Genomic DNA, 26607 nt, shown 5'->3' on the forward strand with positions numbered 1-26607 from the left:
CCCAGGACCCCCAGGAGAGTTGCGATGGCATTGACCGCACGGCCCGTCCGCAGGTGGCTCGCCCGGGCCGCCCTCCCGTTGGCGCTCACCCTGGCGGCCACGGCCGCCCCGGCCCAGGCCGCACCCACCGACGCGGGCTCGGCCGCCGCCCCGGCCGCGTCCGCCTCCCGGGGCATCAACGACTTCTCCTGCCGGCCCAGTTCCGCGCATCCGGAGCCGGTGGTCCTGCTCCACGGGACCTTCGCGACCTGGTACGAGGACCTCAACTTCCTCCAGGCCGACCTCGCCGCCCGCGGCTACTGCACCTTCGCCCTCACCTACGGCGCCTACGACGGCTTCCCGCTGGTCGGCGGCCTGAAGCCGGTGGCCGTCTCCAACCTGGAGATCAAGGACTACGTCGAGCGGGTGCGCGCCGCCACCGGCGCGGCCAAGGTCAGCGTCGTGGGCCACTCCGAGGGCGGCCTGCAGGCCCTCTACCTCGCGAAGATGCAGGGGATCCAGCCGCACATCAAGGCGGTCGTCGCGATCGCCCCGCCGACCCACGGCACGGACGCCTCCCGGCTGGTCGACCTCGGCGACAAGCTGCTCGGCCGCGGCACCCTCGACGCCATCGCGGCCACCCTCGGCTTCCCGGTGCTGTCCGACGAGTTCCCGGGCGGGCCCGCCATCGTGGCCCTCAACGACGGCCCGGTGGCCCAGCGCGGGATCGCCTACACCATCATCTCGTCCCGCTACGACGAGCTCGTCACCCCGACGGAGACGGCGTTCGTCCGCGAACCGGGCGTCAACAACCGCTACGTACAGGACTCCTGCCCGCTCGACCCGGTGGGGCACATCGGCGAGGCGTACGACCTCAACGTCTGGCACCTGGTCCGCAACGCCCTCGACCCGGGCCGCGCGACCCCGATCCTGATCTGCGCCGTCGGCTCCCCGGGCTGATCCGGCTCCTCCCGACCCCGTCCCACCACGCGCGACCGAACCGCCGTACCCCCGAAGGCTCCCGCCCGGTGCACCCCACCGGCCGGGAGCCTTCGTACGTGCACGGCCCGGCCCGCACCCTCGTGAATGGCCCGGATCCTCACGAAACGGCCCGTCCCCTCGCGAAACGGCCCGTCCCGCGCGTCGGTGCGGGACCGGAGCGGGAGACGAGCGGGACCGGGTCGTGGCAGCGTCGCCCCGGCAGGCCCGAGGAGAGGAGGACGCGGTGCTGGATGACGGCCCGGACCGTCCGAAGGAGCAGGCGCGGTCGCACGACGTCCTGGCGGAGCTGGCGTCCCTCGAGGAGTGGGCCCACCGGGCCGGAGGACGGGTGGCGGACCGCGAGCGGGAGTTCGCCGTCCGGACGCGGACGGTCGCCGGCATGCACGCCCTCGTCTCCGTCACGGCCCGGGCGAACGCCGGTGACCCGGCCCCGGCCGCGGTCGGGGCGGCGGACGCCCTCGTGCTGGGCTCCGTGGTGCGGGGACTGCTGGACCTGGCGGGATACCAGGCGGGGGCCGCCCGCACCGTGGTCGTCCTGACCGGACGGAGCGCGCGCGTCGTGGCGTGCACGGGCCCGTTCGAGGGATTCGAGGGAGGGGACGCGGACGCACCGGTGCTTCCCGGCACGAGCGGCCGCCGGGGAACGGGCGGGGAACCGTTCGGGAAGGCCCGTGGGGACGATCGGTGACGTCGGAAGCGAGCGCAACACACCGGGGGTAGAGAGATGCGCAGCAAGTGGATCGCACTGATCGGGATCGTCGCGGCGGCCGTCGTCCTCGGACTCGGCGTCACGGGACAGGTCGGCGCCGGCGCGGACCAGGGCCGCGGGTCCGGGCACCAGGTCCTCGCCGACGACAAGGGCCCGGCGGGCCCGACTCCCTGAGCGGCCGTCGGACCCGCGCCGCCGCTCAGCGACGGCAGTGGTCCTCGGGCACGTCCATGAAGGCGAACAGCACGTCCGCCCGGCGGTGGTGCTCGTGGGCCGCCGCGAGGTCCCCGAGGGCCCGGGCGCAGTGGGCCATCCCCTCCAGGGCGAAGGCCTCCTCGGGCCGGTAGTCGATCGCCGACGCCACCTTGTGCCCGTGCGCGTGCAGGGCCAGCGCCGCCGCGTGCTCGCCCCGGTGCCGGAGCAGGTTCGCGACGAGGTTCTCGACCTTCGCCTGCCGCACCGGGGTGCCGCTGGTGCGCACCAGGGCCAGGGCCCGCTCGGCGTGCTCCGCGGACCGCGCCGCACGGCCCAGGCGTCGGCAGACCTCGGCCGACAGCGCCAGGGCCAGCGCGACGTCGCCCGGGGAACTGGACCCGTCGCAGCCGGCGAGGGCCCGCTCCAGGCTGGAGTGGGCCTCCGCGTCCAGGCCCAGGCCCATCTGCGCGAAGGCCAGGTCGGTCAGGGCCATGACGCCGTTGCCCCGGAGACCGAGGTCCTGGGCGAGTGCGAGCGCCCGGCGCGCCGCGTCGGCGGCTTCCGCGTACCTGCCCCACTGCTCGTACAGCGTGCTCAGGGTGGTCAGCGTCTCAGCCTCGGACCGGGTCGCCCCCAGCTCCCGCTCGATGGCGATGGCCCGCTCCAGGTGCGGCAGGGCCTCGGCGAACCGCCCGAGCATCGTCATCAGCAGGCCGATGGTGCTCTCACCGTGCGCCTCGATGCGCCGGTCGCCCCGGCGCACCGCGACGGCGCGGGCCTCCTCGGCGACCTCGATGCCCTCGTCGAAGCGGCCGAGCTTCCAGCAGACGACGCCCATGTTGGTCAGGGTCACCCCCAGCAGGTCCAGGTCCTGGAGCCGGCGGGCGGCGGCGAGGGCCAGGCGGCCGAGGTCGAGGAACTCGTCGAAGTGCCCGCGGGCGTTGAGGTGGAAGACGATGTTGCGGGTCATGCACACGGTGTGCCGGTCGTGGGCCGTCCGGTCGGACAGGGCCACGGCGGCCAGCAGTCCGCCGTGCTCCCGATCGAACCACCGCTGGGCGCTGTCGGCGTCCCACAGCGCGGGAAGCTCCGCCGGGGAGGCCGTGATGCCGGTGGGCCGCCGCTCCCGGCCGGGGAACAGGACGCGGCAGGCCCGTTCGGTGGCCGACAGGTAGTAGTCGAGCAGGCTCTCGACCGCGGCCTCGTCGCGCAGCCGCGTGGCGGGTGACCGCAAGCTGCGCGCGAAGCTCCCGACCAGGTCGTGGAAGGAGTAGAGCCCGATCTCGGGCTGCTGGACCAGGTGTGCGTCCAGGAGGAGTTCGAGGACGACCTCGGCCTCGCGGACGCCGGTGCCGAGCAGCGCCGCCGCGGAATGGGAGTCGAGGAAGACCCCGGGGTGCAGCGCCAGCAGGCGGAAGGCCGTCCGCGACGCGTCGTCCATGGCCTGGTAGGACAGGCGCAGGGTGGCCGCGACGCTCCGCTCGCCCGAGCTCAGTTCGTCGAGGCGGTGCGTCTCGTCGCGCAGCCGGTCGACCAGGTACTGGACGGTCCAGCGGGGCCGGTTGCGCAGCCGGGCGGTGGCGATGCGCAGGGCCAGCGGCAAGTGGTCGCAGAGCTGGGCGAGTTCGGCCGCGGCGGCCGGTTCCGCGGCCACGCGCGGCACGCCGAGGGTCTCGGTCACCAACCGGGCGCTCTCCTCGGTCGGCATCACGCCCAGGGAGATCCAGTGGGCCCCGTCGAGGGCGACCAGCCGGGCCCGGCTGGTGATCAGCACCAGGCTGTCGCCCGAGGGCGGCAGCAGGGGAAGGATCTGGGCGGTGTCCACGGCGTTGTCGAGCAGGAGCAGCAGCCGCTTGCCCAGCAGGGCGGAGCGCCACAGGGCGGTCCGGCCCCCGGTGTCGTCGGGGATCCGGTCGCCGGGTACGCCCAGCGCGCGGAGCAGGATGTCGAGGGCGTTCCCCGGCGCGACGGGCGGCTCGCCCGGAGTGAAGCCGCGCAGGTCGATCTGGAGCCGGCCGTCGGGGAAGGCGGCGGCCATCCGGTGCGCGGCGTGCACGGCCAGGGCGGTCTTGCCGCTGCCCCCCATGCCGTCGATCGCGATCAGCCGGGCGCCCCGCTCGCCGGCCTGGGTCGAGCGGTCCAGGAGTTCGCGCAACTGGCTGTCGCGGCCGGTGAAGTCCGTCAAGTCGTAGGGCAGGGTGCACGGCGGCTCGGCAGGCGGGAGCGGTGGCGCGGGCGGCGCCACGAGGGCCGGGGGAGCGGCGATCTCGGGGCTGTCGCGCAGGATCGCCTGGTACATCCCGCTCAGCCGCGGGCCCGGGTCGATCCCGAGCTCCTCGACCAGCAGGTCGCGGATGCGGGAGTACTCCTCCAGGGCCTCGGCCTGGCGGCCGCACCGGTACAGCGCGAGCATCAGTTGGCAGCGCAGGGCCTCGTGCAGGGGCGAGCGCGCGACGAGTTCGCGCAGGCCGACCACCAAGTCGCCCGCCTCGCCCCGGTCCAGGCGCAGCGCGTAGAACTGCTCGGCGGCGGCGAGCCGGTGCTCCTCCAGCACGGCGGCCGCCGCCTCGACGACCGGACCGCCGGCGCCGGACAGGACGGGGCCGCGCCACAGGGCCAGTGCCCGGCGCAGGGCCCGCAGCACGTCGGCGGGGCGGCCCTGGGCCGCCGCCGTCCTGGCCGCGCCGACCTGGTGCCCGAACTCGATGAGGTCGAGCTGGTCGTCCGCCAGGGCGACGTGGTAGCCGGGCCCGTCGGTGATGAGGATCGCGGCGCCGCCCGGGATGCGCTGGCGCAGGTCGGCCACCGTCTTGCGGACCTGGTGCGCGGCGGTCGCGGGCGGCTCCTCGTCCCAGGCCGCCGCGACCAGACGCGAGACCGGCACGAGCTTGCCCGGCTCCAGCAACAGCGTGGCCAGAACCCGCTCCTGGCGGGCACCGCCCAGACGCAGTCTGACGCCGTCGGCCCAGCCTTCGAGCGGTCCGAGCAGGTTGAAGCGGACCCGTTCCACCCGTTGTTCTTGGATCACGTTTCGTCCCCCGATGCCACGCGAATCAGCAGGTCTAGACCTTATTCGTGTGGATCATAAGCCGTTCCCGAACGGTGCGGTACCGAGTTGGGAGGGGATCGGGAATCCATTCGCAGATGCTTCGGGGGCAGGCCAGAGGAATACCGGCCGGATCGGCGACCGGCCCGCGACGGCCGACGGGCCCCCGTGGACCAGGCGGTTCGAGCCGACCGCCGACGCCCCCGCCGGGCCGGCACGCAGGTATTCCACGAAATGCAGAATTCTGTCCGGATAACGCTCAGTAGAAGGAATTACATGACGGTAAAAGCTGACCTCACGCGAGCGCGGACATTCGCACAGGACGGGTTCGTCACCACCGGTTCCCTGCTCTCGGCGGCGGAGGTCGAGGTCTACCGGGAGATCTACGACCGTTTCCTGAAGGGGGACATCGAGAGCGGCGACAAGCGCTCCGACCTCGGCTCGCACGTTCCGCGCCGGGACGGGGTGGCCGAGAACATCACCCAGATCATGTGGCCCTCGGCGCTGCACCCGCCGCTGCTGGAGATGCCCCTGCACGCCCGGGCCCTGGCGATGGCCAAGGAACTCATCGGTGACGACGCCGTCCTCGACTTCGACATGCTGATCCACAAGGCGCCCCACACCGACGTGCCCACGCCCTGGCACCAGGACGCGGCCTACTGGCTCGACCTGCCCGACAAGCGGGCCGTCTCCATCTGGGTGGCCCTGGACGAGGCCGTCCTCGACAACGGCTGCATGTGGTACGTCCGGGGCTCGCACCAGCAACCCCTGCGCCGCCACTACCCCACCAGCGACGGCCAGAACATCCAGTGCGACTGTTCCGAGGACGAGCCCGGCGCGACGCCGGTGCCCCTGGGGCCGGGCGAAGGCGTCGCCCACGCGGGCAGCACGCTCCACGCCTCCCGCGGCAACACCACCGACTCGGTGCGCCGCGCCTACATCCTCAACTTCCGCTCCGCCGAGATGCTCCGGCTCGAACGGGAGCTGGGCTACGACGTGGGCCTGACGGAGAACGTCCGCCTGGTGCGCAACGCCGACGCCGCCGACGCCGTCGACCCCGCCTCCGACTGACCCGTACGCCCGTACGCCCGTACGCCCGTACGCCCGTACGCCCGTACGCCCGTACTCCGTCAATTCCGCGGTCCGTACGCCCCCTACTGCCACGAGGTGTTCCATGGATTCCCAGAACCGTCCGGCGAAGGTGAAGCTGAGCGGAGCGGTGATGACCCACCCGCGCCGCCTGGAAGAAGCCCGACTGCTGGCCGCCGCCGACCCGCACCGGCGCATCGAGGTCGTGGTGGACCCCGAGCCCGAGGGCCGACCGACCGCGCTGCGGGTGGCCCCGTTGTCGTGGGACTGCGTCGCCCCCGACGCCACGCACCACCTGGTCCTGCAGGACGACGTGGAGCTCGCCGACGGGTTCTTCGCGTACGTCGAGCAGGTCGCCGCGGCGGCCGGCGACGAGGCGGTCGCCTTCTACGCCGGCTGGGAGACCCGCAACGGCGGTGTGGCCCGGCTCGCGGCACTGACCGGCGCGCCGTGGGCCTACGCGCTCCAGGAACACGTGCCGTGCTACGCCCTGTTGCTGCCGGCCGACGTGGCCCGCGGGTACGCGCGCTTCCAGGCCGAGGACGAGCCCGGGTGGCCGTACGACGTGGTGGTGCAGCGCTACCTCAACGCCCGCGGCGTCCCGGTCCGCTTCTGCACGCCCAGCCTGGTGCAGCACATGGACATGCCGAGCCTCGCCGGGAACGCCTACCACGGGTTCCGCCAGGCCACCCTGTTCGCCGACCGGGCCGGGGAGCCCACGACGCACGACAGCGTCCGCTTCGACGTCGTGCCGTTCTACCAGTACGGCCTGGCCCGCTGCGCGGTCCGCACCGGCGCGGGCTGGGAGTACGTCGAGACCGAGCGCCACCTGCGCCGGACCGGGCTGCTGGACGCGTGCCTGGCCGCCCTGGCCTCGGCCGCCCCCCACGACCTGCCGGAGCAGGTGCGCCGAGCCGTGTGGGTGACCGGCTTCGCCATCGGCGCCGTGACGGCCGACGCGCCGGAGGCCGACCCGCGGGTCGCGGCCGCGGCGATGGCGACGCTGGGCCCCGGCGGCCTCTGCGAGGACTACGGCGTCGACGACCTGCTCGCCCTGTCCCACCCCGTCCGGGACCTGGCGCTGGCCGCGCTCGACGAGGGGCGCAAGGCCCGCCGCCCCGACGGGCCCGCGGTGGGCTCCGCACCCCGCGCCCGTACCGTCGTGACCGGCGGCGTCGAGGGCTTCGGACGCCAACTGGCCGGCCTGCTCGGCGACCTGGACCACCGGGCCGAGTACCTGGCGGCCCCGCCGGCGAACCCGTCGGACCTCGCCGCGCCCCCGCTCGCGGCCCTGGTCCACCTCGGCCGTCCCGCCGAGGGACCCGAGGCGTTGCGGTACGCGCTGCGGGCCGCGGAGGCGGCGGGAGCCGAGCGCCTGCTCTACGCCGGCTCGGCCGCCGTCTACCGGGGCGGCGGCGAGCGGACGCTCGCCGAGGGGGACCTGACGGGCCCTCCGGGCGATCCGGTGGCCCTGACCTGGTGGCAGGAGGAGGAGCTGTGCCGGGCCTGGGGCGAGCGCACCGGCATCCCGGTTCAGGTGCTGCGGCTCGCCGATCCGGTGGGACCGCACGCCGCCCGCGGGACCGCGTCCGTGGACTGGGTCCACCTGGCCTGGACGCGGCAGCCGCTGGCCCTGGACCCCCGGGGCGTCCACCAGGTCCTGGACTACCGGGACATGGCCGCGGCGATCGACGCCGTCCTCGCCGCGGAGCCGTCCGAGCCGGTGTTCAACGTCGCCTCGGCCACCTTCGGCGAGGAGGAACTGGCCGGGCTGGTCGCAGGGGTCTCCCGCCGCACGCCGTGGGAGACCGGCTCCGCGGACCGGACGCAGCGGTGGCGCATGACCACGGACCTCATCACGGCCGGACCCGGCTGGTCCGCGAGCGAGTCGGTCACCGAAGGCCTGCGCGATCTGGCCCAGTGGTACGCCTGCGACGTCCACGGCGGCGACGACCTCCCGGCCTAGGCCCGCGCGTACCTCCACCCCTTCGCAATTCTTCAAGGAGCACACGATGTCCGGTATAGCCGGGTTGGTAGATTTCTCGCGCACCGCCTCGGGCGCCGGCCGGGGTGGCTCGGACCTCGCGTCCGTCGCACGGGCCATGACCGGGACCATGGCCCGGCGCGGGCCGGACGGCGGCGTGTGGCTCTCGGAGCACGCCGCTCTGGGTCTGCGGACCCTGTCCCCGGCCGGCTCCGACGGCCCGGGCCTGCCGACCGCCTTCGCCGACGGCTCCGGCACCCGGGCGGTGGTCGCCTTCAGCGGCGAGCTGTACAACCTCCGCGAGCTGGCCGCACGGCTGAGGTCGTCGGGACACACCCTGCGCTCCGACGCCGATGCCGAGGTGGTGCTGCACGCGTACCTGGAGTGGGGGCCGGATTTCGTCACCCACATCGAGGGGGTCTACGGCTTCGCCCTCTGGGACGAACACCGCCAGGAACTGCTCCTGGTGCGCGACCGGATGGGGGTGAAACCGCTCTTCCACGCGCTGACCGCCGCGGGCGTCCTCTTCGGCTCCGAACCCAAGGCGATCCTCGCGCACCCCGACTTCTCCGCCGTGCTGGACGCCGACGGGCTGCGCGACATCCTGTCGGTGGCCCGCGTACCGGGGCACGCCATCTTCCGCGGCATGAAGGAGGTGCTGCCTGGCCACACCCTGCGCGTCACGCGGACCGGCACCGAGGAACGGCGCTACTGGGGCCTGGAGGTCAGGGACCACACCGACTCGCTGGAGCAGACCGTCGCGACCCTGCGCGAGCTGCTCGAATCCGCCGTCGCCCAACAGATGGTCGCCGACACCACCCCCTGCTCCCTGCTCTCCGGGGGCCTGGACTCCAGCGCGCTCACCGCGCTCGCCGCGCAGGTCGCCCGCCGCGAGGGGATGGGAACCCTGCGGTCCCTCTCCGTCAACGACGAGGACCCCGCACGACCGGGCGGGGGCGGCGGCAACGAGGACCACGTCTACGCCCGCCTGATGGCCGACCACGTCGGTTCGGACCTCAGCGAGATCTCGCTCGGCACCCTGGACCTGCTCGACCCCGCGCTGCGGGCCTCGGTACTGGCCGCCTACGACCTGCCCATCAACAAGGGCGACCAGTACGCCTCGCTGCACCAGCTCTTCGCCGAGGCGCGCCGGTACGCGACCGTGGCCCTGTCGGGGGAGCTCGGCGACGACGTCTTCGGCGGATACAACTGGCAACGCCTGCCCGAATGGGTCTTCAGCGACACCTTCCCGTGGATCCAGGAGGGACGGGGCCGCTTCCGCGGCAACGAGGTCGTCTTCGACCCGGGTCTGCTGGCCAAGCTCGACCTGGCCGCCTACGAGCGCGACTCGCACAGCACGGCGGTGGCGGAGCTCTCGGCCGCCGAGGCGATCGCCGATCCGACCGAGGCGCGCTACCGCGAGGTGACCTACCTCGCGCAGACCCGCCACGCCCGGGTCCTCTTCGACCGGCTGGACCGGCTGGGGATGGCGTGCGGACTGCGGATCAGGGTTCCGTTCGCCGACTTCCGGCTCGTCGACTACGCCTTCAACATCCCCTGGGCCATGAAGAGTTTCGACGGCCGGGAGAAGAGCCTGTTGCGCGCGGCCGTGCGCGACCTGCTCCCGGACCCGGTGGCCATGCGGGTCAAGACCCCCTACCCCAACCTCCGCACCGGCGCCTACGACCGGAAGCTGCGCGAACGCCTCGTCGCGGTCGTCCGGGACGCCGACAGCCCGGTCAACGCGCTCTTCTCGGCCGAGTTCCGGCGGACGGTCGCGGCCGACGGGGCGGCCGCGCTGGAACACGGCCTGAGCCGGGCGGCGTTGGAGACGGCGCTCCAGACGGACAGCTGGCTGCGGACCTACGGGGTGCGCATCGCCCTGTGAGCCGGGCCCCGGCCCGCCCGCGCGCGGGGGGACCGTACGATCCCCGCGCGCGGGCGGGCCGGGAGCCCGCCCGGTACTGCGCCCGGCACCCCCCAGATCGACGAGGAGCAACCCCATGACCTTGACCGCCCAGAAACCGTCCCGTCTGTGGACGCCGAACTTCGGCCTCTACTTCACCGCGCGCGTCGTCTCCCAGGTGGGCGACACGATGATCCCGGTCGCCACGGCCGTCGCGATGTTCTCCCTCGGGTACGGCGTCAGCGGCATCGGGTTCGCGCTCGGCGCCTGGATGGGGGCGTTCGCGCTCTTCGTCGTCTTCGGCGGGGTGCTCGCCGACCGCTTCCACCCCAAGCCCCTGATGGTCGGCGCGGACGCGGCCCGGTTCCTGGCCCAGGGCCTGCTCGGGCTCTACCTCTGGCTCGGGCACCCGCCGCTGTGGCTGATGATCGTGGGCGCGGTGATCGGCGGCACCGCGACGGCGATGTTCCAGCCGGGCACCTCCAGCCTGGTGCCACAGGTGTCCACCGACCCGCAGAAGGCCAACGGGGTCCTGCGCGTGAGCGAGGGGTTCGCCACGATGGCCGGTCCGGCGATCGGCGGAGCCCTGGTCGCCGCGACCTCGGCCGCCGGGGTCTTCGTCCTCGACGCCGCCACCTTCGCCATCAGCGGCCTGTGCATGGTCGCGCTGCGGCTGCCCGCCTACGAGGTGGACCGGACCGACAGCACCCTCACCAACCTCCGCACCGGATGGCGGGAGTTCCGGTCCCGGACCTGGCTGTGGGGGGTCATCCTGATCTGGTGGGTCCTCGGCGTGTTCGTCTGGGGCCCCATCACCCCGCTCGGCGCCGCGTCCATCATCGCCGAACACGGCACCGCCGCCTTCGGTTACGCCGAAGCGGCCTTCGGCGCCGGCTGCGCGATCGGCGGCCTCGTCGCGATACGGGTCCGGGTCGCCCGCCCCCTCTTCGCCGGCGGCGTCGCCATGCTCCTGTTCCCCTTCATGCCGCTGGCAGCGGCCCTGGTCCCGGCCCTGCCGCTGCTCATGCTCGGCTACGCGGTCAGCGGCATCGGCTGGGCCTTCTGGGGCGTCCAGTGGTCCACCACCGTCCAGACCCAGATCCCCGAGGACAAACTCAACCGGGTCGCCGCCTACCAGGTCGCCGGCTCCATCCTCGCCGTCCCCCTCGGCCAGGTGATCGCGGGCCCCGCGAGCGGCGCCTTCGAACTCCACGACCTCCTGCTGGTCGCCACCGTGGCCGCGTTCGGCTGCGCCGTCGCCCTCCTGGCCACCCCCGCCATCCGCGAGCTGCGCCGGACCGGCGCGTAGCCCCCCGTACCCCCGTATCCCCGTTCCCCCGTTCCCCGTATCCCCGCACCCCCGTACCTCCGCACGAGCAACCGCCAGCGCCACCACCCCCTCGAAGGAGCCGAACCCGTGCGCACCCCGTACCGCATGACCGTCATCGGAACCGGATACCTCGGAATCACCCACGCCGCGTGCATGGCGAAGCTGGGCTACGAGGTCCTGGGCCTGGACATCGACGAGGAGAAGATCCAGCAGCTGAACAACGGCCACCTCCCCATCTACGAAGCGGGACTGGAGGAGATACTCAGGGACGGCCTCGCCGCCGGCAACCTGCGGTTCACCACCTCCTTCCAGGAGGCCGCCGAGTTCGGTGACGTCCACTTCCTGTGCCTCGGTACGCCACAGGTGAAGGACGGATGGGCCGCGGACACCTCCCAGCTCGACGCGGCCGTCGAGGCCCTGGCGCCCCACATCGACCGGGACTGCCTGGTCGTCGGGAAGTCCACCGTCCCCGTGGGCACGGCGGAGCGGCTCGCCGCCAAGCTCGCCGACCTGGCTCCCCGGGAGACCACCGTGGACCTGGCGTGGAACCCGGAGTTCCTGCGGGAGGGGTTCGCCGTCGAGGACACCCTCGCCCCGGACCGCATCGTCATCGGCGTGCGGACCGCGTCCGCCGAGCGGACGCTGCGCGAGCTCTACGCGCCGCTGGGCGAAGTCCCCCTCGTGGTCACCGACTTCGCCACCGCCGAGCTCGTCAAGGTCGCGGCGAACGCGTTCCTCGCCACCAAGATCTCCTACATCAACGCCATGGCCGAGGTCTGCGAGGCCGCGAGCGCCGACGTGACGGCCCTCGCTCGGGCGCTGTCCTACGACGACCGCATCGGCCGGCGGTTCCTCAGCCCCGGCATCGGCTTCGGCGGCGGCTGCCTGCCCAAGGACATCCGGGCCTTCATGGCGCGCGCCGACGAACTGGGGGCGGGCGGGGCGCTGGCCTTCCTGCGCGAGGTCGACGCCATCAACCAGCGGCGCCGCACGCGCGCCGTGGACCTGGCCCGCGAACTCGTCGGCGGTTCGCTCAAGAACCGCACCGTGGCCGTCCTGGGCGCGGCGTTCAAGCCGGAGTCCGACGACATCCGCGACTCCCCCGCGCTCGCGGTCGCGCACGCCATCCACCAGGAGGGCGGACTGGCCTCGGTGTACGACCCCGCCGCACTGGACAACGCCCGCAAGGCCTATCCCGAACTCGACTACGCGAGCTCCGCGTTGGAGGCAGCGCGCGGGGCACACGTCGCGCTCCTGCTCACCGAGTGGACCGCCTTCACGGAACTCGATCCCGAAGAGCTCGGTTCGGTGATGGCCACCCGCAACATCGTCGACGGACGCAACGTCCTCGATCCCGCGGCCTGGCAGGCGGCCGCATGGAACTACCGCGCTCCCGGACGTCCCTGACCCGCCGGGCCGCCGCCGCCGTGTGCGGCGCCCGCAGAACCCCTCGCCACAGTCATCGACCTGGAGTGCGTAAAAGTGTCACTACTTGACCCGAGAATGCCCGGCATCATCGTCGTGAACGAGCGGTACTTCCCCGACAGCGAGCTCGTCCCGGCGAACGTCGGCGCCACCTCCTTCTCCCGTTCCGTGTTGCGCTGCCTCGAAGGCGCCGGCCTCTCCGCCGGGCTCATCCTCTACAAGCGGGACGAGAACCTTGAGGAACCCCAGGTCGACGTGGTGTTCCGGTCGGGCGCCGCGTGCGCGGTCCTCCGGTTCAACTTCGACATGAGCGAGGCCTCCGTGAGCCGGGCCATAGCCGACGCGGCCAGGACCCTGTTGGCCCGGCACGGCATGGGCGGCCAGGCGATGCTCTACTACCAGACGGACGCGCTGCTGGGCTTCCACCCGGAGGAGTTCCCGTGCTGCGTCACCCACCACGGCCCCTTCGTGTACGACTTCATCGAACGGTTCCCCGCGGTCGCGACCGGCAGGGCGTTCGGCGGCGCCGGCAAGGCACTGCACCTGCTCAAGCATCAGGAACTCGGCCTGAGCAAGGTGCGCACCAACGACCGCATGTTCGTCCTCCAGCACTCCGACCTGCAACGGGACCACCTGGTCAGCCGCGGCATCGACGAGCGTCGGATCCGCGCGGTGCGTCCCCCCATCGCACTGCTCGAACACTCCGAGGCCCTGGAGAGCGAGGAACTGCGGGCCTTCGTCGCGGGCGCCGAGCTGCTGGTGTTCACCGCGGTCGCCCGGCTGGACTACTTCAAGAACGTCGAACTCCTCGTCGACGGCTGCGCCCTGGCCCGCGAGCGAGGCATCCCCGTACGCGTCCTGGTCGTCGGTGACGACGAGGACAAGGACGTCGCGCGCAAGGAGCTGGGCGCCCGCATGCCGACGGAGCACGCCGCGGAGTTCCTGGCGGTCGGCAAGCTCTCCAAGCCGCAGCTCTACGCCCTGTTCCGGGAAGCGCGGTCCAACGGGATCTTCGTGTGCCCCTCGCGCTACGAAACCCTGGGCATCACCCCCCTGGAGGCCGCGCTCTCCGGTGTCTGCACCCTCATGACCAACTCCGAGAAGGTCGAGGCACGCAGGTTCTTCCCCGAAGCCCACCGGTTCGCGCCCAGTGCCGAGGGGCTCGCCGACGCGATCGGGCGCGTGTACGCCGATGCGGCGGGCGTGGAACGGCTCGGCCGGGACCTCGGGGCCCAGATCGCGGCGGAGGTCTCCGAGGAGAAGTTCGCGCACGACACCCTCAGCGCCTGGGACCACTTCTCCGAAGCCGCGCAGGCGCTCGCCCTCTGACACGCACCCCGCACCCGGACAGGAGCAGCACCGCATGGAACCCCAGGAACGCCAGGACCCCCAGGAACCTCAGGAAGAAGCGGCGGAGGTGGGCCCGGTCCACGCCGCGCACCGGCACAACCCCTACGCGTACTTGATGGACGGCCCGCGGCTCGACGCGTTGCTGACCCGGTTGGGCCGCCGCCGGGCGGCCAGTGTCCGGTGCAACCGCGCCGTGTCCCCGGAGCGGGCGCCGCGCGGGGTCTACCCCCGGCCCGCCATGGCGTTCGTCGTGATGGACCCGACCGCGGGACCGTGGGTGCCCAACGAGGACGCGGTCCTGGGCACCGTCACCGTGGGCGAGGGCGGTTCCGCCTTCCTGCCCTACGCCGCGGCCAAGGCGGCGGGCCACCGCCGACTCGGCGGCAACTACGGCGAGGCGGTCCTCGTCGACCCGCACCTGTGCGGCACCGAGAACTTCCGCTACGGCCACTCCGTGCAGGTCCGTGGCGTGATCGTCGGCGCCAGCGGGCAGAGCCCGGACCAGGACCTGTACGAGGCCGGCGCCCTCGCCACCGACCTGATCGCCGCGATCGCCGAGCTCCACCTGGCCTGGGAGGAGCGCGTCGGACCCGGCGAATGGTTCACGCCCGACGGCCTCCCGCCCGCCCGGTAGCCCGCGACACCGGGCGCCCGACCCGGCCCGCCCGGGCCCGCGCCGCCCGGCCGCCCTCAGGCCGTCCCGGCGCGGGGCGTGTGCAGGCCCGCGACGACCATGTGCACGAGCAGGTCGTACGTCTCGTCCAGCTTCTCCGGCAGTTCGAAGGCGCCCCCGGTCTCCAGCGCCGCGAACCCGTGCACGACCGCCCGCAGGCAGCGCGCCGCGTGGATCGCCGCGGAGTCCTCCAGACCGTACGCGCGCAGCGTGGCCAGCATGATGGCGACCAGCCGGGCCCCCGCCTCGGCGGTCCGGGGCTCGGGGCGCTGGACGAGCGCCGCGTAGCGGTGCGGGTGGCGGCGGGCGTAGTCGCGCCAGGCCGCCATCAGGGCGCGGACGGCCTCGTCGGAGGAGCGGCCGAGGACGGCCGCGCCGACCTCGTCCGCCATCTCGTTCATGATCCGGGCCGACAGCAGGTCGCGCAGCTCGGCCAGGCCGCGCACGTGCTTGTAGAGCGAGGGGGTCGCGACCCCGGCCCGGGCGGCCACCGCCGACAGGGTCAGCGCGGCGGGCCCGCCCTCGGGACCCTCGTCGACGAGCGTCAGCGCGACGTCGACCACCGCGTCGGTGGACAGGGACGGCCTGGGCGACCTAGCCACGGGCGCCGTCCTTCAGGAAGCCCAGGATCGCGGCGGCGGTCTCGGCGGGGAACTGGACGTGCGGGTAGTGGCCCGCCCCGTCGATCATCGCGAGCCGTCCCACCCCGGCGGGCAGTTCCGCCACGATGGCCTCGCCCTCGGCCCGGGGGTCGGCCCAGTCGGGGTCGAGGGTGCCCTCGACGATCAGCGCCGGGCAGCGGACGTCGGCCAGCCGGGCCCCCGCGTCGGTCGGCGCGGACATCCCCATCGCGGCCACCACGGCCATCCGCCCGGGCCGGCGCAGGTCGGCTTCGAGGGAGGCGAGGCGCGGGTCGAGCGCGGCGGCCCCCATCCCCGGGTGCGCGTGGCGCAGGTACCGCTTCCACAGCCCCACGCTGCGCAGCAGCCCTGTCCCCATGAGCAGCAGCATGCCCTTGCGGTAGCGGGCCCGGCTCACCAGGGCGCCGAGGTCGGGCTTCTGCGCGCGGGTGAAGGGGCTGATCTCGACGACCGCGCCGATCAGGTCGGGCTCTTCGGCCGCCGCGATGGTGGCGGAGCCGCCCGCGAAGGAGTGGCCCACCAGGACGGCGGGGCCGCCGCCCAGGTGGCGGACGAGCGCGAGCAGGTCGCCGGCCGTGTCGGTCCGGGTGTACGACGCCCACCCGGCGTCGGATTCCCCGTGCCCGCGCAGATCGGTGCGGGCGACCCGGTGCCCGGCGGCCACCAGGAGCTCGGTCAGCGCGTCGTAGGCCCCGCGGTGGTCGCCCATCCCGTGGGCCAGGACGACCAACGGGCCCTCGCCCGCGACGTCGTACGCCAACTGCCCGCCGTCGACCTTCAGGAACTCGGTCATCGCCCTGCCCTCTTCCGTCGTCCCGCACCCGTGTGCGCCCCTGTGGGCTAATCTCCGTTGCTATTAAGCTAATGGCATTAGCCGACCGGGTCAAGGGATCCCTCGCCTTGCGAAACGGACCGGTGGTCCGTATGGTCGTCTCCATGCGGACCGGCGGTCCGTTTTGGAGCGCCGCGTCTCCCGACAGGACGGAAAGCTTGATCATGACAATGACGAGGCCCCTACCGATGACGGCCGCGGAGCTGTACGGCCACGGTCTGCGACTGCTGCTGGAGAAGGACATCGCGGGCTGGGTGGACCTGTGGGCCGAGGACGGCGTCATGGAGTTCCCGTTCGCGCCGGAGGGCTGGCCCGCACGGCTGGAGGGCAAGGCCGCGGTCGCCGCGTACATGCGCCACTACCCCGACCACGTCGACCTGCACGACTTCCCCGAGGTGACGGTCCACGAGACCACCGTGCCGGGGACGATCGTGGTGGAGATGCGCGGGGTCGGACGCCTGGTGGAGAGCGACAGCCCCTTCGACATGACCTACATCGCCGTGGTCACGGTCGAGGACGGGCTCATCACTTCCTACCGCGACTACTGGAACCCCCTCGCCGTCCAGCAGCCCGGCGCCGACTTCGTGGGAGCGACCCGATGACCAGCACCACCACCAGCACGAGCACCGGCACCACCCTGGTCATCGGGGCCACCGGCACCACGGGCAGCCGTGTCACCGCCCGACTGGCCGCCGAGGGCCACCGGGTCAGGGCCGCCAGCCGCAAGGCCGCCCCGGTCGACGGCGCGCGGGCCGTCCGCTTCGACTGGAACGAGCCCGCGAGCTGGGACGCGGCCCTGGCCGGCGTCGATCGCGCCTACCTCGTCCCGCCCATCGGCTCCTCGGACCCGGCCGCGGTCATGCTGCCCTTCCTGCGGCAGGCCCGCGCGACGGGCGTGCGCCGCGCGGTGCTGCTCGGCTCCTCGGCGATCCCGGCGGGCGGCCCGGCGGTCGGGCAGGTCCACGAGGCGCTGCCCGGACTGTTCCCGGAGTGGGCGGTGCTGCGGCCGTCCTGGTTCATGCAGAACTTCGCCGGCCACGCCCCCCACGCCCGCAGCATCCGCGAGGAGGGCGCCATCCGGACCGCCTCGGGAGACGGCCGCGTCGGCTTCATCGACGCCGGTGACATCGCCGCCGTCGCCGTGCGCGCCCTGACCGACGAACGGGCCCCCGACACCGACCTGATCCTGACCGGGCCCGAAGCGCTGAGCTACGACGATGTCGCCGCGATCATCACCGAGGTCACCGGCCGGCCCGTGGAGCACCGGCACCTGACCTTCGAGGAGCTGCGCGACCGGTGGGCGGCCGAGATCCCGCTGGAGTTCGCCACCATGCTGGCCGGCATGGACCGTGCCATCGCCGGCGGCGCGGAGGACCGGACCACCGACGCCGTCGCGCGCCTCACCGGCCGCCCCGCGGGCACGCTGCGCGCGTTCGTCGAACGGGAAGTCCGAGGGAACGGCTGATGGCGGCGTGATCCGCCCCGCCGCAGCGCGTATCTTCGACTGGCTCGACGACACGCTCCGGCCGGTCGGACGCCACACCGCGGACGGGCCGAAGACCACGGAGGACCCATGACCCAGCGCCCGGAGCGCGCGGACGCCCTGCGCAACCGCGAGGCCGTCCTTGCCGCCGCCGACGCCCTCTTCGCCACCAGCGGCAGCCCCCACAGCGTGTCGATGGACGACATCGCCGCGGCCGCGGGCGTGGGCAAGGGCACCCTCTTCCGCCGCTTCGGCGACCGTGCCGGTCTGATCGGCGCCGTCATCGCGTCCCGCCTCGAACCCCTGCGGCACGCCGTACGGGAAGCCCAGGAGGCGGCCGGATCCTCGGCGCACCGGCGCGTGCGGGAGCTCCTCGACGCCCTGCTGAGCTTCAAGATCGACAACCGGAACCTGATGTCGGCCGCGGAGGACGCCGGACTCAGCAGCCCCTACCAGGCCGACCACTACGGCTGGTGGCACGACACCCTGCGCTCGGAGCTGGCCGAAGTGCCCGGTGTCCACCACGCGGACTTCACCGCTCACGCGCTGCTCGCCGCCGTACGCGCCGACCTCGTCGCCCACCTGATCGACCGCCAGCAGATGACCCCCGCCGACCTGCGGGCCGCACTCGCGGCCCACGTCGACAGCGTCCTCGGCACCGGCACCGGCACCGACACCGGCACCCCCTAGCGCAGCTCCTCCCGGAGGGCGGCTTCGAGGAGGGCGCCGTGCCCCGCCACGGTGGGGTCGGCGTAGAACGCGGCGAGCGCGGTCTCCGCACCCAGGTCGCGGCGCAGGTCCTCGACCACGGTGAGGGCGAGCAGGGAATGGCCGCCCAGCGCGAAGAAGTCCGCGTCGGGCCGGTCCACGGGCCGGCCGAGCGCCGCGGACCAGGCGTCGGCCACCACTCGCTGTACGGGCGAGAGGGGCGGCGGCGCCGCGACCCCGTCGGCGGCGGGCCGGTCGCCGATACCGGGCCGGCCGCCGGTGCGGACCGGCGGGAGCGGGTCCCGCGCCAGCGCGCGGCGGTCGGCCTTGCCGCTGCCGGTGAGCGGGAAGCCGTCGGTCAACACCCAGGTGCCGGGCACCAGATGGGCGGGCAGCAGCGCGGACACGTGATCGCGCAGGGCGACCGTGTCGCAGCGGGCACCGGCCTCCGGGACGACGAACGCGGTCAGCCGGGCGTCCTCCACCGAGGTCCGGCGCACGACCACGACCGCCTCGCGGACCCCGGGATGGCGCAACAGGACGTGCTCGACCTCGCCCGGCTCCACCCGGTGGCCGCGCACCTTGACCTGCTCATCGGTGCGGCCGTGGAAGACCAGGGCGCCGTCGGCGCGGACCGAGACCAGGTCACCGGTGCGGTAGCGCCGGGCGTCCCCCGGGGTCGGCCCGACGAACCGCTCCGCGGTCAGCGCGGGCTGGGCCACGTACCCCGCGGCCAAGCGGGCCCCGCTGAGCCAGAGTTCGCCGGTGGCGCCCCGCGGCACCGGACGCAGCCGCCCGTCCAGGACGTGCGCACCCGCCCCGGGCAGCGGGTGCCCGAGGGGCGGCGCGCCGGCGCAGTCGGCGTCGTGGACCCGGTGGGCCGTGGCGAAGGTGGTGGCCTCGGTGGGCCCGTACGCATTGACCAGCTCCAGGTCGGGGCGCAGGCGCAGGACCCGGCGGGCGTGGGCGCCGGAGAGTTCCTCGCCGCCGGTCACCACGGTCCGTACGAGCCCGAACAACGCCGAATCCCGCGCGGCCAGGTGGTGGAAGAGACTCGTGGTGAGGAAGACGACGTCGGCGCCCAGGTGCGCTGCCTCGGTCGCGAGGTGCTCGACGGCGGGTCGCCCGGTGGCGCACACGACCACGGTCGCGCCGTGTGCGAGCGGGGCCCACACCTCGAAGGCCGCGGCGTCGAAGGCCATGGGGGAGTGGAACAACATCCGGTCGCCCGGGCGCAGCGGGTCGCAGGGCAGTCCGGTGGCCATCGACTCGGCGCCCCGGTGCGTCAGGGCCACCCCCTTGGGCCGCCCGGTGGATCCGGAGGTGTACAGGACGTAGGCCGTCGCGTCGGGGTCGTACGGCGCGGGCTCCGCCACCGGGGCGGGCGCCCCGGCGGCGCGGGGGAGGACCGGGAACGGGAGCGGGGGCAGCGGCAGGGCGTGCGCGGCCGCCACGGGGGAGTCGGCGAGGAGGTCGGGGTCGCCGACCGTGAGGGCGGCGCCGGTCTCCCGCAGCGTCATGGTGATGCGCTCGTCGGGGTGGTCGGGATCGAGCGGTACGTAGTGACCACCGGCCCACCACACGGCGAGCTGGGCCACCACGGCCCGCACCGAATGCGGCACCAGCAGCCCGACGGCCGAGCCGGGGCCGATCCCGCGGAGGCGTAATGCCTGGGCCAACTGGGCCGCATTGGCGATGAGTTGAGCGTACGTGAGGTCATGTCGGCCGTCGTGCACCGCGAGGGCGTCGGGGGTGGCGAGGGCGTGCGCGGCCACCCGGGCCACGATGCCGGCCGGGGGGAGGGGGTCAGGGGGCATGCGGGTTCCTCGATGACGAAGCGGAGAAGGAGAAGGAGAAGGAGAAGGAGAAGGAGTGGGAGTGGGAGCGTGCGTCATGCCAGGCCCATCGCCCGGGCCACGATGACCTTCTGGATCTCCGAGGTGCCCTCGATGATCGTCATCATCCGGACGTGCCGGTACAGGAATTCCAGCGGATGGCCGCGCACCCAGCCGCCCGCGCCGTGCACCCGCAGGCTGCGGTCCACCACGCGGACGGCGGTCTCGGAGCTGGTCAGCTTGGCCAGCGCCGCGTGCTCCGGCACCTCCGTCCCCCCGTCCACCAGCCGGGCGCAGGCCAGCGTGAGCAGCTTGGCCGCCTCCACCTCCGCGCGGCTGGTCACCAGGTGTTCCTGGACGTGCTGGTAGGACCCGATGCGCGCGCCGAAGGCCCAGCGTTCGCGGGCGTGCGCGACGCCCAGCTCCAGGGCGTACTCGGCGATGCCGTTGCACTGCGCGGCCACCACCAGGCGCCCGCGCGAGAGGCTGTCCATCCCCTGGCCGAGGGCCGCGCCGATGCCCGGCCCACCGCCGACCACCGCGTCGGCGCCGAGCCGTACGCCGTCCAGCAGCAGCTCGAAGAGCGGCTCGCCCGACATGCCCGCGAAGCGCTGGCCGATCCGGAGCCCCGGGGTGTCCATGGGCACGATGAACGCCGTGGGGCCGCCGACCGGATCCGTGTGGTCCGCCCCGTCCCGCCCGTTGTCGCTTCCCCCGTCGAAGGGGACGGTCGCGACGACCAGGGCGAAGTCGGCGCGGTCGGCGTGGCTCACGAAGGTCTTGCGTCCGGACAGGGCCCAGCCGCCGTCCCCGGTCCGCCGGGCCGTGGTGGCGAGGGAGAAGGCGTCCGAGCCGGCGTCCGGTTCGGTCAGCGCCAGGCACCGCAGCGCCTCCCCGCGGACCAGTGGGGCGAGGTAGCGCTCGATCTGCGCCGGGGTGCCGGCCCGCAGCAGCGGGCTGGGCCCGTCGGAACCGGCCAGGGCGTACGGCGCCAGCGGGCAGCCGCTCGCACCCGCCGCGTGGTGCAGCTGGACGACGGCCGAGAACGGCACGTCCGAGCCCCCGAGTTCCTGGGGATGGTCCCCGGCGTAGAAACCGAGGGCCGCCGACCGCCGCCGCACCCAGTCGCGCAGCTCGATGGGCGGCAGGTCGCAGTCCTCCGGCAGCTCGGCCGCCAGCGGGACCAACTCCCGCGCGATGAACGACCGGAAGGAGTCGGTCAGTTCGCCGTGCTCGCCCTCCAGGACGGAGGACGGCGACACCGGGCCGCCGGCTCCGGTCCGGGTATCGGTCGCCCGCGTCGTGGTCATCGCCGGGCCTCCGCTTCGGAATCGAACTTCCTGAGCGCCTCGGCCTGATCGGTCAGGACCGGGTGGCGCAGCAGGACGTGCAGCGGCGGGCGCCGGTGGCCGAGCCTCGGCGCCAGCCAGGCGGAGAGTTGGGCGACCAGCAGCGAGTGCCCGCCGACCTGGAAGAAGTGGGAGGACGGGGTGAAGCGGTCGTGCCCCAGCACGTGCCGCCAGCCGTCCCCGAGCACCTCCAGGACCGGATCGTCCGGCCCCGCCGGCCGCCCGGACCGGGCCCGCGCCGCCTCGCTCGCGCGGGCCCGCCCGGCCTCTGCCGCCAGCCGCGCGAGCCGCACCCGGTCGGGCTTGCCGCCCGCCAGGACGGGGATCTCATCGAGCTCCAGCCACTGGCCGGGCACCAGCGCGGCGGGCAGCCGCGCGCCCAGCGCCCGGTGCAGGTCGGCCTGGTCCAGCGCCTCGGCGCCGGCCCGTACGAAACCCACCAGCCGGGGGCCGGCCGGTGGTCCGGGATCCAGGACCACCGCGCACGGCCGCCCCGCCAGCTCGGCCGAGGCGGCGGCCTCGACCTCCTCCAACTCGATCCGGTAGCCGCGCAGTTTGACCTGGTGGTCGCGGCGCCCGAGGAACCGGAACCGGCCGGCGCGGTCCTGGTGGCCGAGGTCGCCGGTCAGGTACACGCGGGCGCCGCCGAGCGCGGCGACGGTGACGAAGCGCTCCGCGGTGGTCCCGTCGTCGCCCAGGTAGCCGTCCGCCAGGCCCGCGCCGCCGATGGCGAGCTCGCCGACCGCGCCGGGCGGCAGCGGGTAGCGACCCGAACCGTCCAGGACGTGCACGGTGACGCCCGGCAGCGGCGTCCCGAGCGCGACCTCCCCGCCCTCCGCGAGGTCCTCCGCAGTGACCTCCTGCACGGTGGACGTGATCGTCGCCTCGGTCACCCCGTAGGCGTTGAGGACGGTGACGGAGCCGGTACCCGCGCCGCCGCCCACCCCGCCGGCCGCCGCGAACAGCGGCGCGAGCGAGGCGGCGGGCAGCCGCTCGCCGCCGACCACGAGCAGCCGCGGCGTCCACAGGCCCTCCGCGAGCACCGCGCACAGCTCCTCCCGCACCGCCAGCAGATAGCTGGTCGGCAGGTTGGCGACGGTGATCCGCCGCGCGGCCAGTACGGCGCCCAGCTCGGCCCCCGTCGGGACCTCCCGGTGCGGCAACACCAGGCAGGCCCCGGCCAGCAGGGCGGGCAGCACCTCCTCCAGTGCCACGTCGAACGAAGGCTGGGCGAAGAGCAGCACCCGGTCGTCGGCCGTCAGCGCGAACCGCTCGGCGACCGCCGCCGCGTGGTGCGCGAGGGCCCCGCGGCCCACCACGACCGGTTTGGGCGGCCCGGTCGAACCCGAGGTGTGGATGACGTACGCCGCCCCCTCGACCAGCGCCGCCGCCCGTGCGTCCGGGAAGTCCGGGGCGGAGCCGGTGCCGTTCGGACCGTCGAGCAGCGCCAGCGGGATCCCCCGGGCCGGGAGCCCCGCCGCGCTCTCCCGGGTGGCCAGCACCAGCGCGGGCCGCAGCCGATCCAGCAGCGCCTCCAGCCGGGCGGCCGGATCGGCCGGGGACAGCGGGCAGTACACCGCGCCCGTCCGCAGGCAGGCCAGCAGGGTGACCACCGAGTCCACCCCGCGCGGCAGTACGGCCGCCACCGGCATCCCCGCGGTGACACCGGCCGCCCGCAGCCGCTCGGCCAGCGCCGCGACCTCGTGGTCCAGGGCGGCGTAGGTCAGCGACCGGGCGCCCGCGACGAGCGCGGTCGCACCGCGCGGGTGCCCGGCGAGCAGGTGGGCCGGGTCGGGCAGGTCCGCGGCGGGGGCGCGGGCGGGGGCGGGAGGGGTGTCGGCGGCCGGCTCCCGGACGGGTGCGCCGGGCGCTTGCGGCGGGGTGGGGGAGAGGGCGGCCAAGGCCGCACCGGGTTCGGCGAGGTAGCCGCGCAGCAGGGCGAGGAACCGCTCGGCGAGGAGCGCGACGGTGTCCCCGGTGAAGAGGTCCCGGTCGTAGTCCCACACCAGGGTCATCCCGGCGGCGCCGGGCCGCTGACCGCCGCTGCCGCTGCCGCTGCCGCTGCCGCCGAGCGTGCGGCGGTCGTCGGGCAACAGCACCACGTCCAGGTCGAACCGGGTGGTGCCGGTGTTGAACCCCTCGAAGAGGGTGATCTCCAGCTCCGGCAGGTCGATCCGCGGGAGCGGGGCGTCATGGGCGCTGAACATCACGCTGAAGAGCGGATTGTCCGCCCCGTCCGTGTGCAGCCCGAGGTCGCGGGTCAACTCCTGTACGGGCAGCTGCTGGTGGGGCAGACAGCGGATCAGGGTGTCGGTCACCTCGTCGACGAGGTCGCGCGCGGGGGCGCCCGGATCGGGCCGCAGCCGGACCGGGATGGTGTTGACGAACATCCCGATCGTCTTCTCGTGGCCCTCCGGGCGGTTGCCGACGGCGGTGCCCACGACGAGGTCGGCGCGGCCGCTGTGCCGCCGCAGCAGCTCGGCGAAGAGCGCCATCAGGGTGGTGAAGACGGTGTGCCCCTCGGCCCGGCTGCGCGCGCGCAGCCGGTCGGCGAGGTCCGCCCCGACCGCCTGGCGCAGCTGGGCCCCCGCGTGACGGCGCCGTACGCCCGGCCGCGCCAGCCCCGGCAGCGGCAGGTCGAAGGCGGCTCCCGCCAACTGCTCGCGCCAGAACTCCAGCCCGGCGGCCCGCCGTTCGCCGGCGCCGGGGCCGGCGATCCCGTTGAGGTGCTCCTCGTACGAGCGCGGCGCGCGGGCCATCGGCCGGTGCGTCGGCTCCGCGTCGGGCCGGGCACCCGGCAGCAGCCGGGTGCGGTAGCCGGTGAACACGTCGTGCAGCAGGGTCGTGAAGGAGTGGCCGTCGTGGATCAGGTGGTGCTCCACGTGGACGATGCGGTGGTGCCGCGCGGCGAGGCGCACCAGGAGCCAGCGCATCAGCGGGGCCTCGGTCAGCTCGAAGGGCCGATCGGCCTCGGCGCGCAGCAGCTCGGCGAAGGCGGCCTCGGGGTCGGTGTGCCCGCTGACGTCGGCGCGGCCCACCCGTGGCCCGGCGTGCTCGTTCACGCGCTGGCGCGGCAGGTCGCCGGGGTCGCCCGGCACCAGTTCGAGGCGCAGGCCGCGGTGTCGGGCGAAGGTCTCGGCCAGGGCGTCGACCAGGGCCTCCTCGTCGAGGGGGCCCCACAGGTCGATGGTGGCGGTGAAGTTGTAGGCGTGGCTGCCGGGCGACATCTGCTCGTGCAGCCAGACGATTTCCTGTGACGGGGACAGCTCGAACATGGTCGGTTCGCGTTCCTCTACCGAGAGGGATGGATGTGGGTACGGGCGCGCATGCGGGCGCGCCGGAAGGGACTTCCGGTGGGCCGGAAGTCCGGGGTACGGCGGTGGGGGAGAGCGGGGGAGGGCGGAGCCTCAGGCGCCCGGCGGCAGCGCGGCGAGCAGCGCGGTGAACGCCTCCTCGGGCGCCCCGTCCGGGAAGGCGGCGCGCTCCCAGGCCATGCGGACCCGGGCGTCCGCGCCGTGCGCGAGCGCGACCGTCAGCGGGGCCTGGAGCGGCCGCCCGTCGACGTGGATCTCGACGCCGGTCACCCCGCCGAGGCGCAGCGCGGGCCGTAGGTCGCGGTCCTCGAAGGTGAGCAGGCCGTCGAAGCGGCCGGGCCACGGCAGGTCCGCGGCGCGGGCCGCGCGCACGATCTCGTCGAAGGGCGTGTCGGCGTGTTCGAGGTCGGCGCACCACAGCTCGAAGACGGCGTCCGTGTCCGCGTCCCCCGCCACACCCGTGCGGTGGTGGTCGGTGGTGGGCGGGGCCAGGAACGGGACGGTGTTGAGGAAGGCGCCGACCACGTCCTCGGCGCCGGTCGGGCGGCCGCCCCAGGCGTAGCCGAGCAGTGGTGCGGGGCCCCGCGGACCGCGCCCGTACAGGACCCGCGCGGCGCGGTCGCAGGCGGTGAGCAGGGCGGGGAAGCGCAGGGCCGGGTCGGGGCCTCGGCCGTGGTCGCCCCCGCCCGAGTGCTCGGGCAGCCGGGCGGACAGGACGTCGCTGCCCCCGTCACCCGCCCCGGACGGGACGGGCGGACCGCTCCGACCACCCGCCCCGGCGAGGCCGGACAACCGTCGCGCCCAATGGGCCAGGGCGGCGGGCCCGGAGGCCGCCTCCTCCACCGCCAACTGGGCGTGCACGGCCGCGCGGTAGGCGCACAGCGCCTCCCGCGCCCGGGCGGCGGGCAGGTCGTCCGGTCCGAGGCCGTGGGTGTAGCCCTCGGAGAGGTCGGCGATGATCCGGCCGATGGACCGCTCGTCGCAGACCGCGTGGTCCATGACGAGGGCCAGCACCTCCTGGTCCCGCCCACCGTCCTCCGCGCGCTCCTGCCCGTCGGCGGGGGCCAGCAGGAGCCGCAGCGGCGGCCCCTCGCCCCACCCGGCGAGCGCCGCCCGCAACAGGTCACCGGCACGGCCCCCACCGCCACCGCCACCGCCCCCACCACCCTTGCCGTGGCCATCGGGTGCGCGGTCGGGTCCGCCGAGCCGGGCGACGTACGCCCCCGGCTCCTGCGGGCCGACCGGCAGCAGGACCGGTACGCCGCCCAGGACCGCGGGCCGGCTCCGCAGCACGGGATGACCTGCGGCGACGTACCCGGCGGCCGCGTCGAGGCGCCGCGGGTCGAGGGAGCCGCGGGGGAAGCGGAAGAAGAGCGGGACGAGGTCGGCCCGGCCGTGCGGGGAGAGGTGGCGGGCGAGCAGGAAGCGGCGCTGGGCGCCGGTCACGGGGAGGGGGCGGTCGGCGTCGGCGGCGGCGCCGGACGCACGGGATCGGTAGCGGTCGAGGTACTGGGTGGTGATGGTCCACACCTGTGAACGGGTCGTGAACATGTGACCGACCATTCGCCCGTGCCATGGAATGGTCAAGGCGGACCAGGCGATTCCGGACAGGTTTTCGGCGATCGACGGCCCGTTCGGACGTGTCCGGTTCCGGTCGGCCGGAAGGGGGCGACCGAAGCCCCGGTGGGCCCCGGTCGCCAAACAGGCCCAAAGACCCGACCTTTGGCGTAATGGCAACTATGCGGCGATTGGCCGGT

General features: G+C 74.4%; 20 protein-coding genes. 13 read left to right on the top strand and 7 right to left on the bottom strand.

Features of this window, described 5'->3' with window-relative positions; translation table 11 throughout:
* The first annotated feature begins 24 nt into the window (after nt 1–24).
* From ACIQWR_RS19735 to ACIQWR_RS19745, 3 genes are all read left to right on the top strand, one after another.
* Nucleotides 25–939, top strand: coding sequence for an esterase/lipase family protein (locus tag ACIQWR_RS19735; protein ID WP_404010944.1), 915 nt, complete (start codon nt 25–27; stop codon nt 937–939).
* Nucleotides 940–1162: 223 nt separating this feature from the next.
* On the top strand, nt 1163–1669 hold the full coding sequence (locus tag ACIQWR_RS19740) for a hypothetical protein (RefSeq protein WP_404010946.1): 507 nt from the start codon (nt 1163–1165) through the stop codon (nt 1667–1669).
* Between the two features lie 36 nt (nt 1670–1705).
* Nucleotides 1706–1864 carry a hypothetical protein gene (locus tag ACIQWR_RS19745; RefSeq protein WP_404010949.1) on the top strand — a complete coding sequence of 53 codons (159 nt, stop codon included), beginning with the start codon at nt 1706–1708 and terminating at the stop codon, nt 1862–1864.
* A 25-nt stretch (nt 1865–1889) separates the two neighbouring features.
* Here the strand turns inward: ACIQWR_RS19745 and ACIQWR_RS19750 are convergent, their stop codons facing one another.
* Nucleotides 1890–4913 (bottom strand): BTAD domain-containing putative transcriptional regulator, encoded by a 3024-nt coding sequence (locus ACIQWR_RS19750; RefSeq protein WP_404010952.1) that lies wholly within the window; start codon nt 4911–4913, stop codon nt 1890–1892.
* A 294-nt stretch (nt 4914–5207) separates the two neighbouring features.
* On the opposite strand from ACIQWR_RS19750, the gene ACIQWR_RS19755 reads away from it, so the two are divergent.
* The 7 genes from ACIQWR_RS19755 to ACIQWR_RS19785 all read left to right on the top strand — a co-directional run bounded on the left by ACIQWR_RS19755 (nt 5208) and on the right by ACIQWR_RS19785 (nt 14649).
* Nucleotides 5208–6002, top strand: coding sequence for a phytanoyl-CoA dioxygenase family protein (locus tag ACIQWR_RS19755; RefSeq protein ID WP_404010955.1), 795 nt, complete (start codon nt 5208–5210; stop codon nt 6000–6002).
* Between the two features lie 103 nt (nt 6003–6105).
* Nucleotides 6106–7986: an NAD-dependent epimerase/dehydratase family protein gene (locus ACIQWR_RS19760; protein ID WP_404010958.1), complete on the top strand. Its 1881-nt coding sequence runs from the start codon at nt 6106–6108 to the stop codon at nt 7984–7986.
* Between the two features lie 46 nt (nt 7987–8032).
* Entirely contained in the window at nt 8033–9892 is a 1860-nt protein-coding gene (gene asnB / locus ACIQWR_RS19765) for an asparagine synthase (glutamine-hydrolyzing) (protein ID WP_404010960.1), read from the top strand.
* Between the two features lie 115 nt (nt 9893–10007).
* Nucleotides 10008–11219, top strand: a complete 1212-nt coding sequence (locus ACIQWR_RS19770) for an MFS transporter (protein ID WP_404010962.1) — start codon at nt 10008–10010, stop codon at nt 11217–11219.
* 126 nt (nt 11220–11345) lie between these two features.
* Nucleotides 11346–12647, top strand: a complete 1302-nt coding sequence (locus ACIQWR_RS19775) for a UDP-glucose dehydrogenase family protein (protein ID WP_404011458.1) — start codon at nt 11346–11348, stop codon at nt 12645–12647.
* Nucleotides 12648–12743: 96 nt separating this feature from the next.
* Nucleotides 12744–13994: a glycosyltransferase family 4 protein gene (locus tag ACIQWR_RS19780; RefSeq protein ID WP_404010965.1), complete on the top strand. Its 1251-nt coding sequence runs from the start codon at nt 12744–12746 to the stop codon at nt 13992–13994.
* 34 nt (nt 13995–14028) lie between these two features.
* A complete protein-coding gene (locus ACIQWR_RS19785) occupies nt 14029–14649 on the top strand; it encodes a hypothetical protein (RefSeq protein WP_404010967.1) in 621 nt (206 codons plus the stop codon).
* Between the two features lie 56 nt (nt 14650–14705).
* On the opposite strand, the gene ACIQWR_RS19790 is transcribed toward ACIQWR_RS19785, so the two are convergent.
* Entirely contained in the window at nt 14706–15290 is a 585-nt protein-coding gene (locus ACIQWR_RS19790; RefSeq protein WP_404010970.1) for a TetR/AcrR family transcriptional regulator, read from the bottom strand.
* The gene (locus ACIQWR_RS19795; RefSeq protein ID WP_404010972.1) at nt 15283–16122 is read right to left on the bottom strand and encodes an alpha/beta fold hydrolase; all 840 of its coding nucleotides are present in this window, start codon (nt 16120–16122) and stop codon (nt 15283–15285) included. The genes ACIQWR_RS19790 and ACIQWR_RS19795 overlap by 8 nt, the downstream gene beginning before the upstream one ends.
* Nucleotides 16123–16325: 203 nt before the next feature.
* Between ACIQWR_RS19795 and ACIQWR_RS19800 the strand changes: the two genes are divergently transcribed.
* The 3 genes from ACIQWR_RS19800 to ACIQWR_RS19810 all read left to right on the top strand — a co-directional run bounded on the left by ACIQWR_RS19800 (nt 16326) and on the right by ACIQWR_RS19810 (nt 18334).
* Nucleotides 16326–16763 (top strand): nuclear transport factor 2 family protein, encoded by a 438-nt coding sequence (locus tag ACIQWR_RS19800; RefSeq protein ID WP_404010975.1) that lies wholly within the window; start codon nt 16326–16328, stop codon nt 16761–16763.
* A complete protein-coding gene (locus ACIQWR_RS19805; protein ID WP_404010978.1) occupies nt 16760–17626 on the top strand; it encodes an NmrA family NAD(P)-binding protein in 867 nt (288 codons plus the stop codon). Before ACIQWR_RS19800 ends, ACIQWR_RS19805 begins: the two co-directional genes overlap by 4 nt.
* A gap of 108 nt (nt 17627–17734) precedes the next feature.
* Nucleotides 17735–18334, top strand: a complete 600-nt coding sequence (locus tag ACIQWR_RS19810; RefSeq protein WP_404010980.1) for a TetR/AcrR family transcriptional regulator — start codon at nt 17735–17737, stop codon at nt 18332–18334.
* Here the strand turns inward: ACIQWR_RS19810 and ACIQWR_RS19815 are convergent.
* From ACIQWR_RS19815 to ACIQWR_RS19830, 4 genes are all read right to left on the bottom strand, one after another.
* On the bottom strand, nt 18331–20169 hold the full coding sequence (locus ACIQWR_RS19815) for a non-ribosomal peptide synthetase (RefSeq protein ID WP_404010983.1): 1839 nt from the start codon (nt 20167–20169) through the stop codon (nt 18331–18333). The two genes, ACIQWR_RS19810 and ACIQWR_RS19815, sit on opposite strands and share 4 nt — an antisense overlap.
* Nucleotides 20170–20243: 74 nt before the next feature.
* On the bottom strand, nt 20244–21497 hold the full coding sequence (locus tag ACIQWR_RS19820) for an acyl-CoA dehydrogenase family protein (RefSeq protein ID WP_404010985.1): 1254 nt from the start codon (nt 21495–21497) through the stop codon (nt 20244–20246).
* Nucleotides 21494–24811, bottom strand: coding sequence for an amino acid adenylation domain-containing protein (locus ACIQWR_RS19825; protein WP_404010987.1), 3318 nt, complete (start codon nt 24809–24811; stop codon nt 21494–21496). Before ACIQWR_RS19825 ends, ACIQWR_RS19820 begins: the two co-directional genes overlap by 4 nt.
* 132 nt (nt 24812–24943) lie before the next feature.
* Nucleotides 24944–26401, bottom strand: coding sequence for a non-ribosomal peptide synthetase (locus ACIQWR_RS19830; protein ID WP_404010990.1), 1458 nt, complete (start codon nt 26399–26401; stop codon nt 24944–24946).
* Nucleotides 26402–26607: the final 206 nt, after the last annotated feature.

The organism is Streptomyces sp. NPDC098789, from assembly GCF_044759975.1.
Classification (GTDB): domain Bacteria; phylum Actinomycetota; class Actinomycetes; order Streptomycetales; family Streptomycetaceae; genus Streptomyces.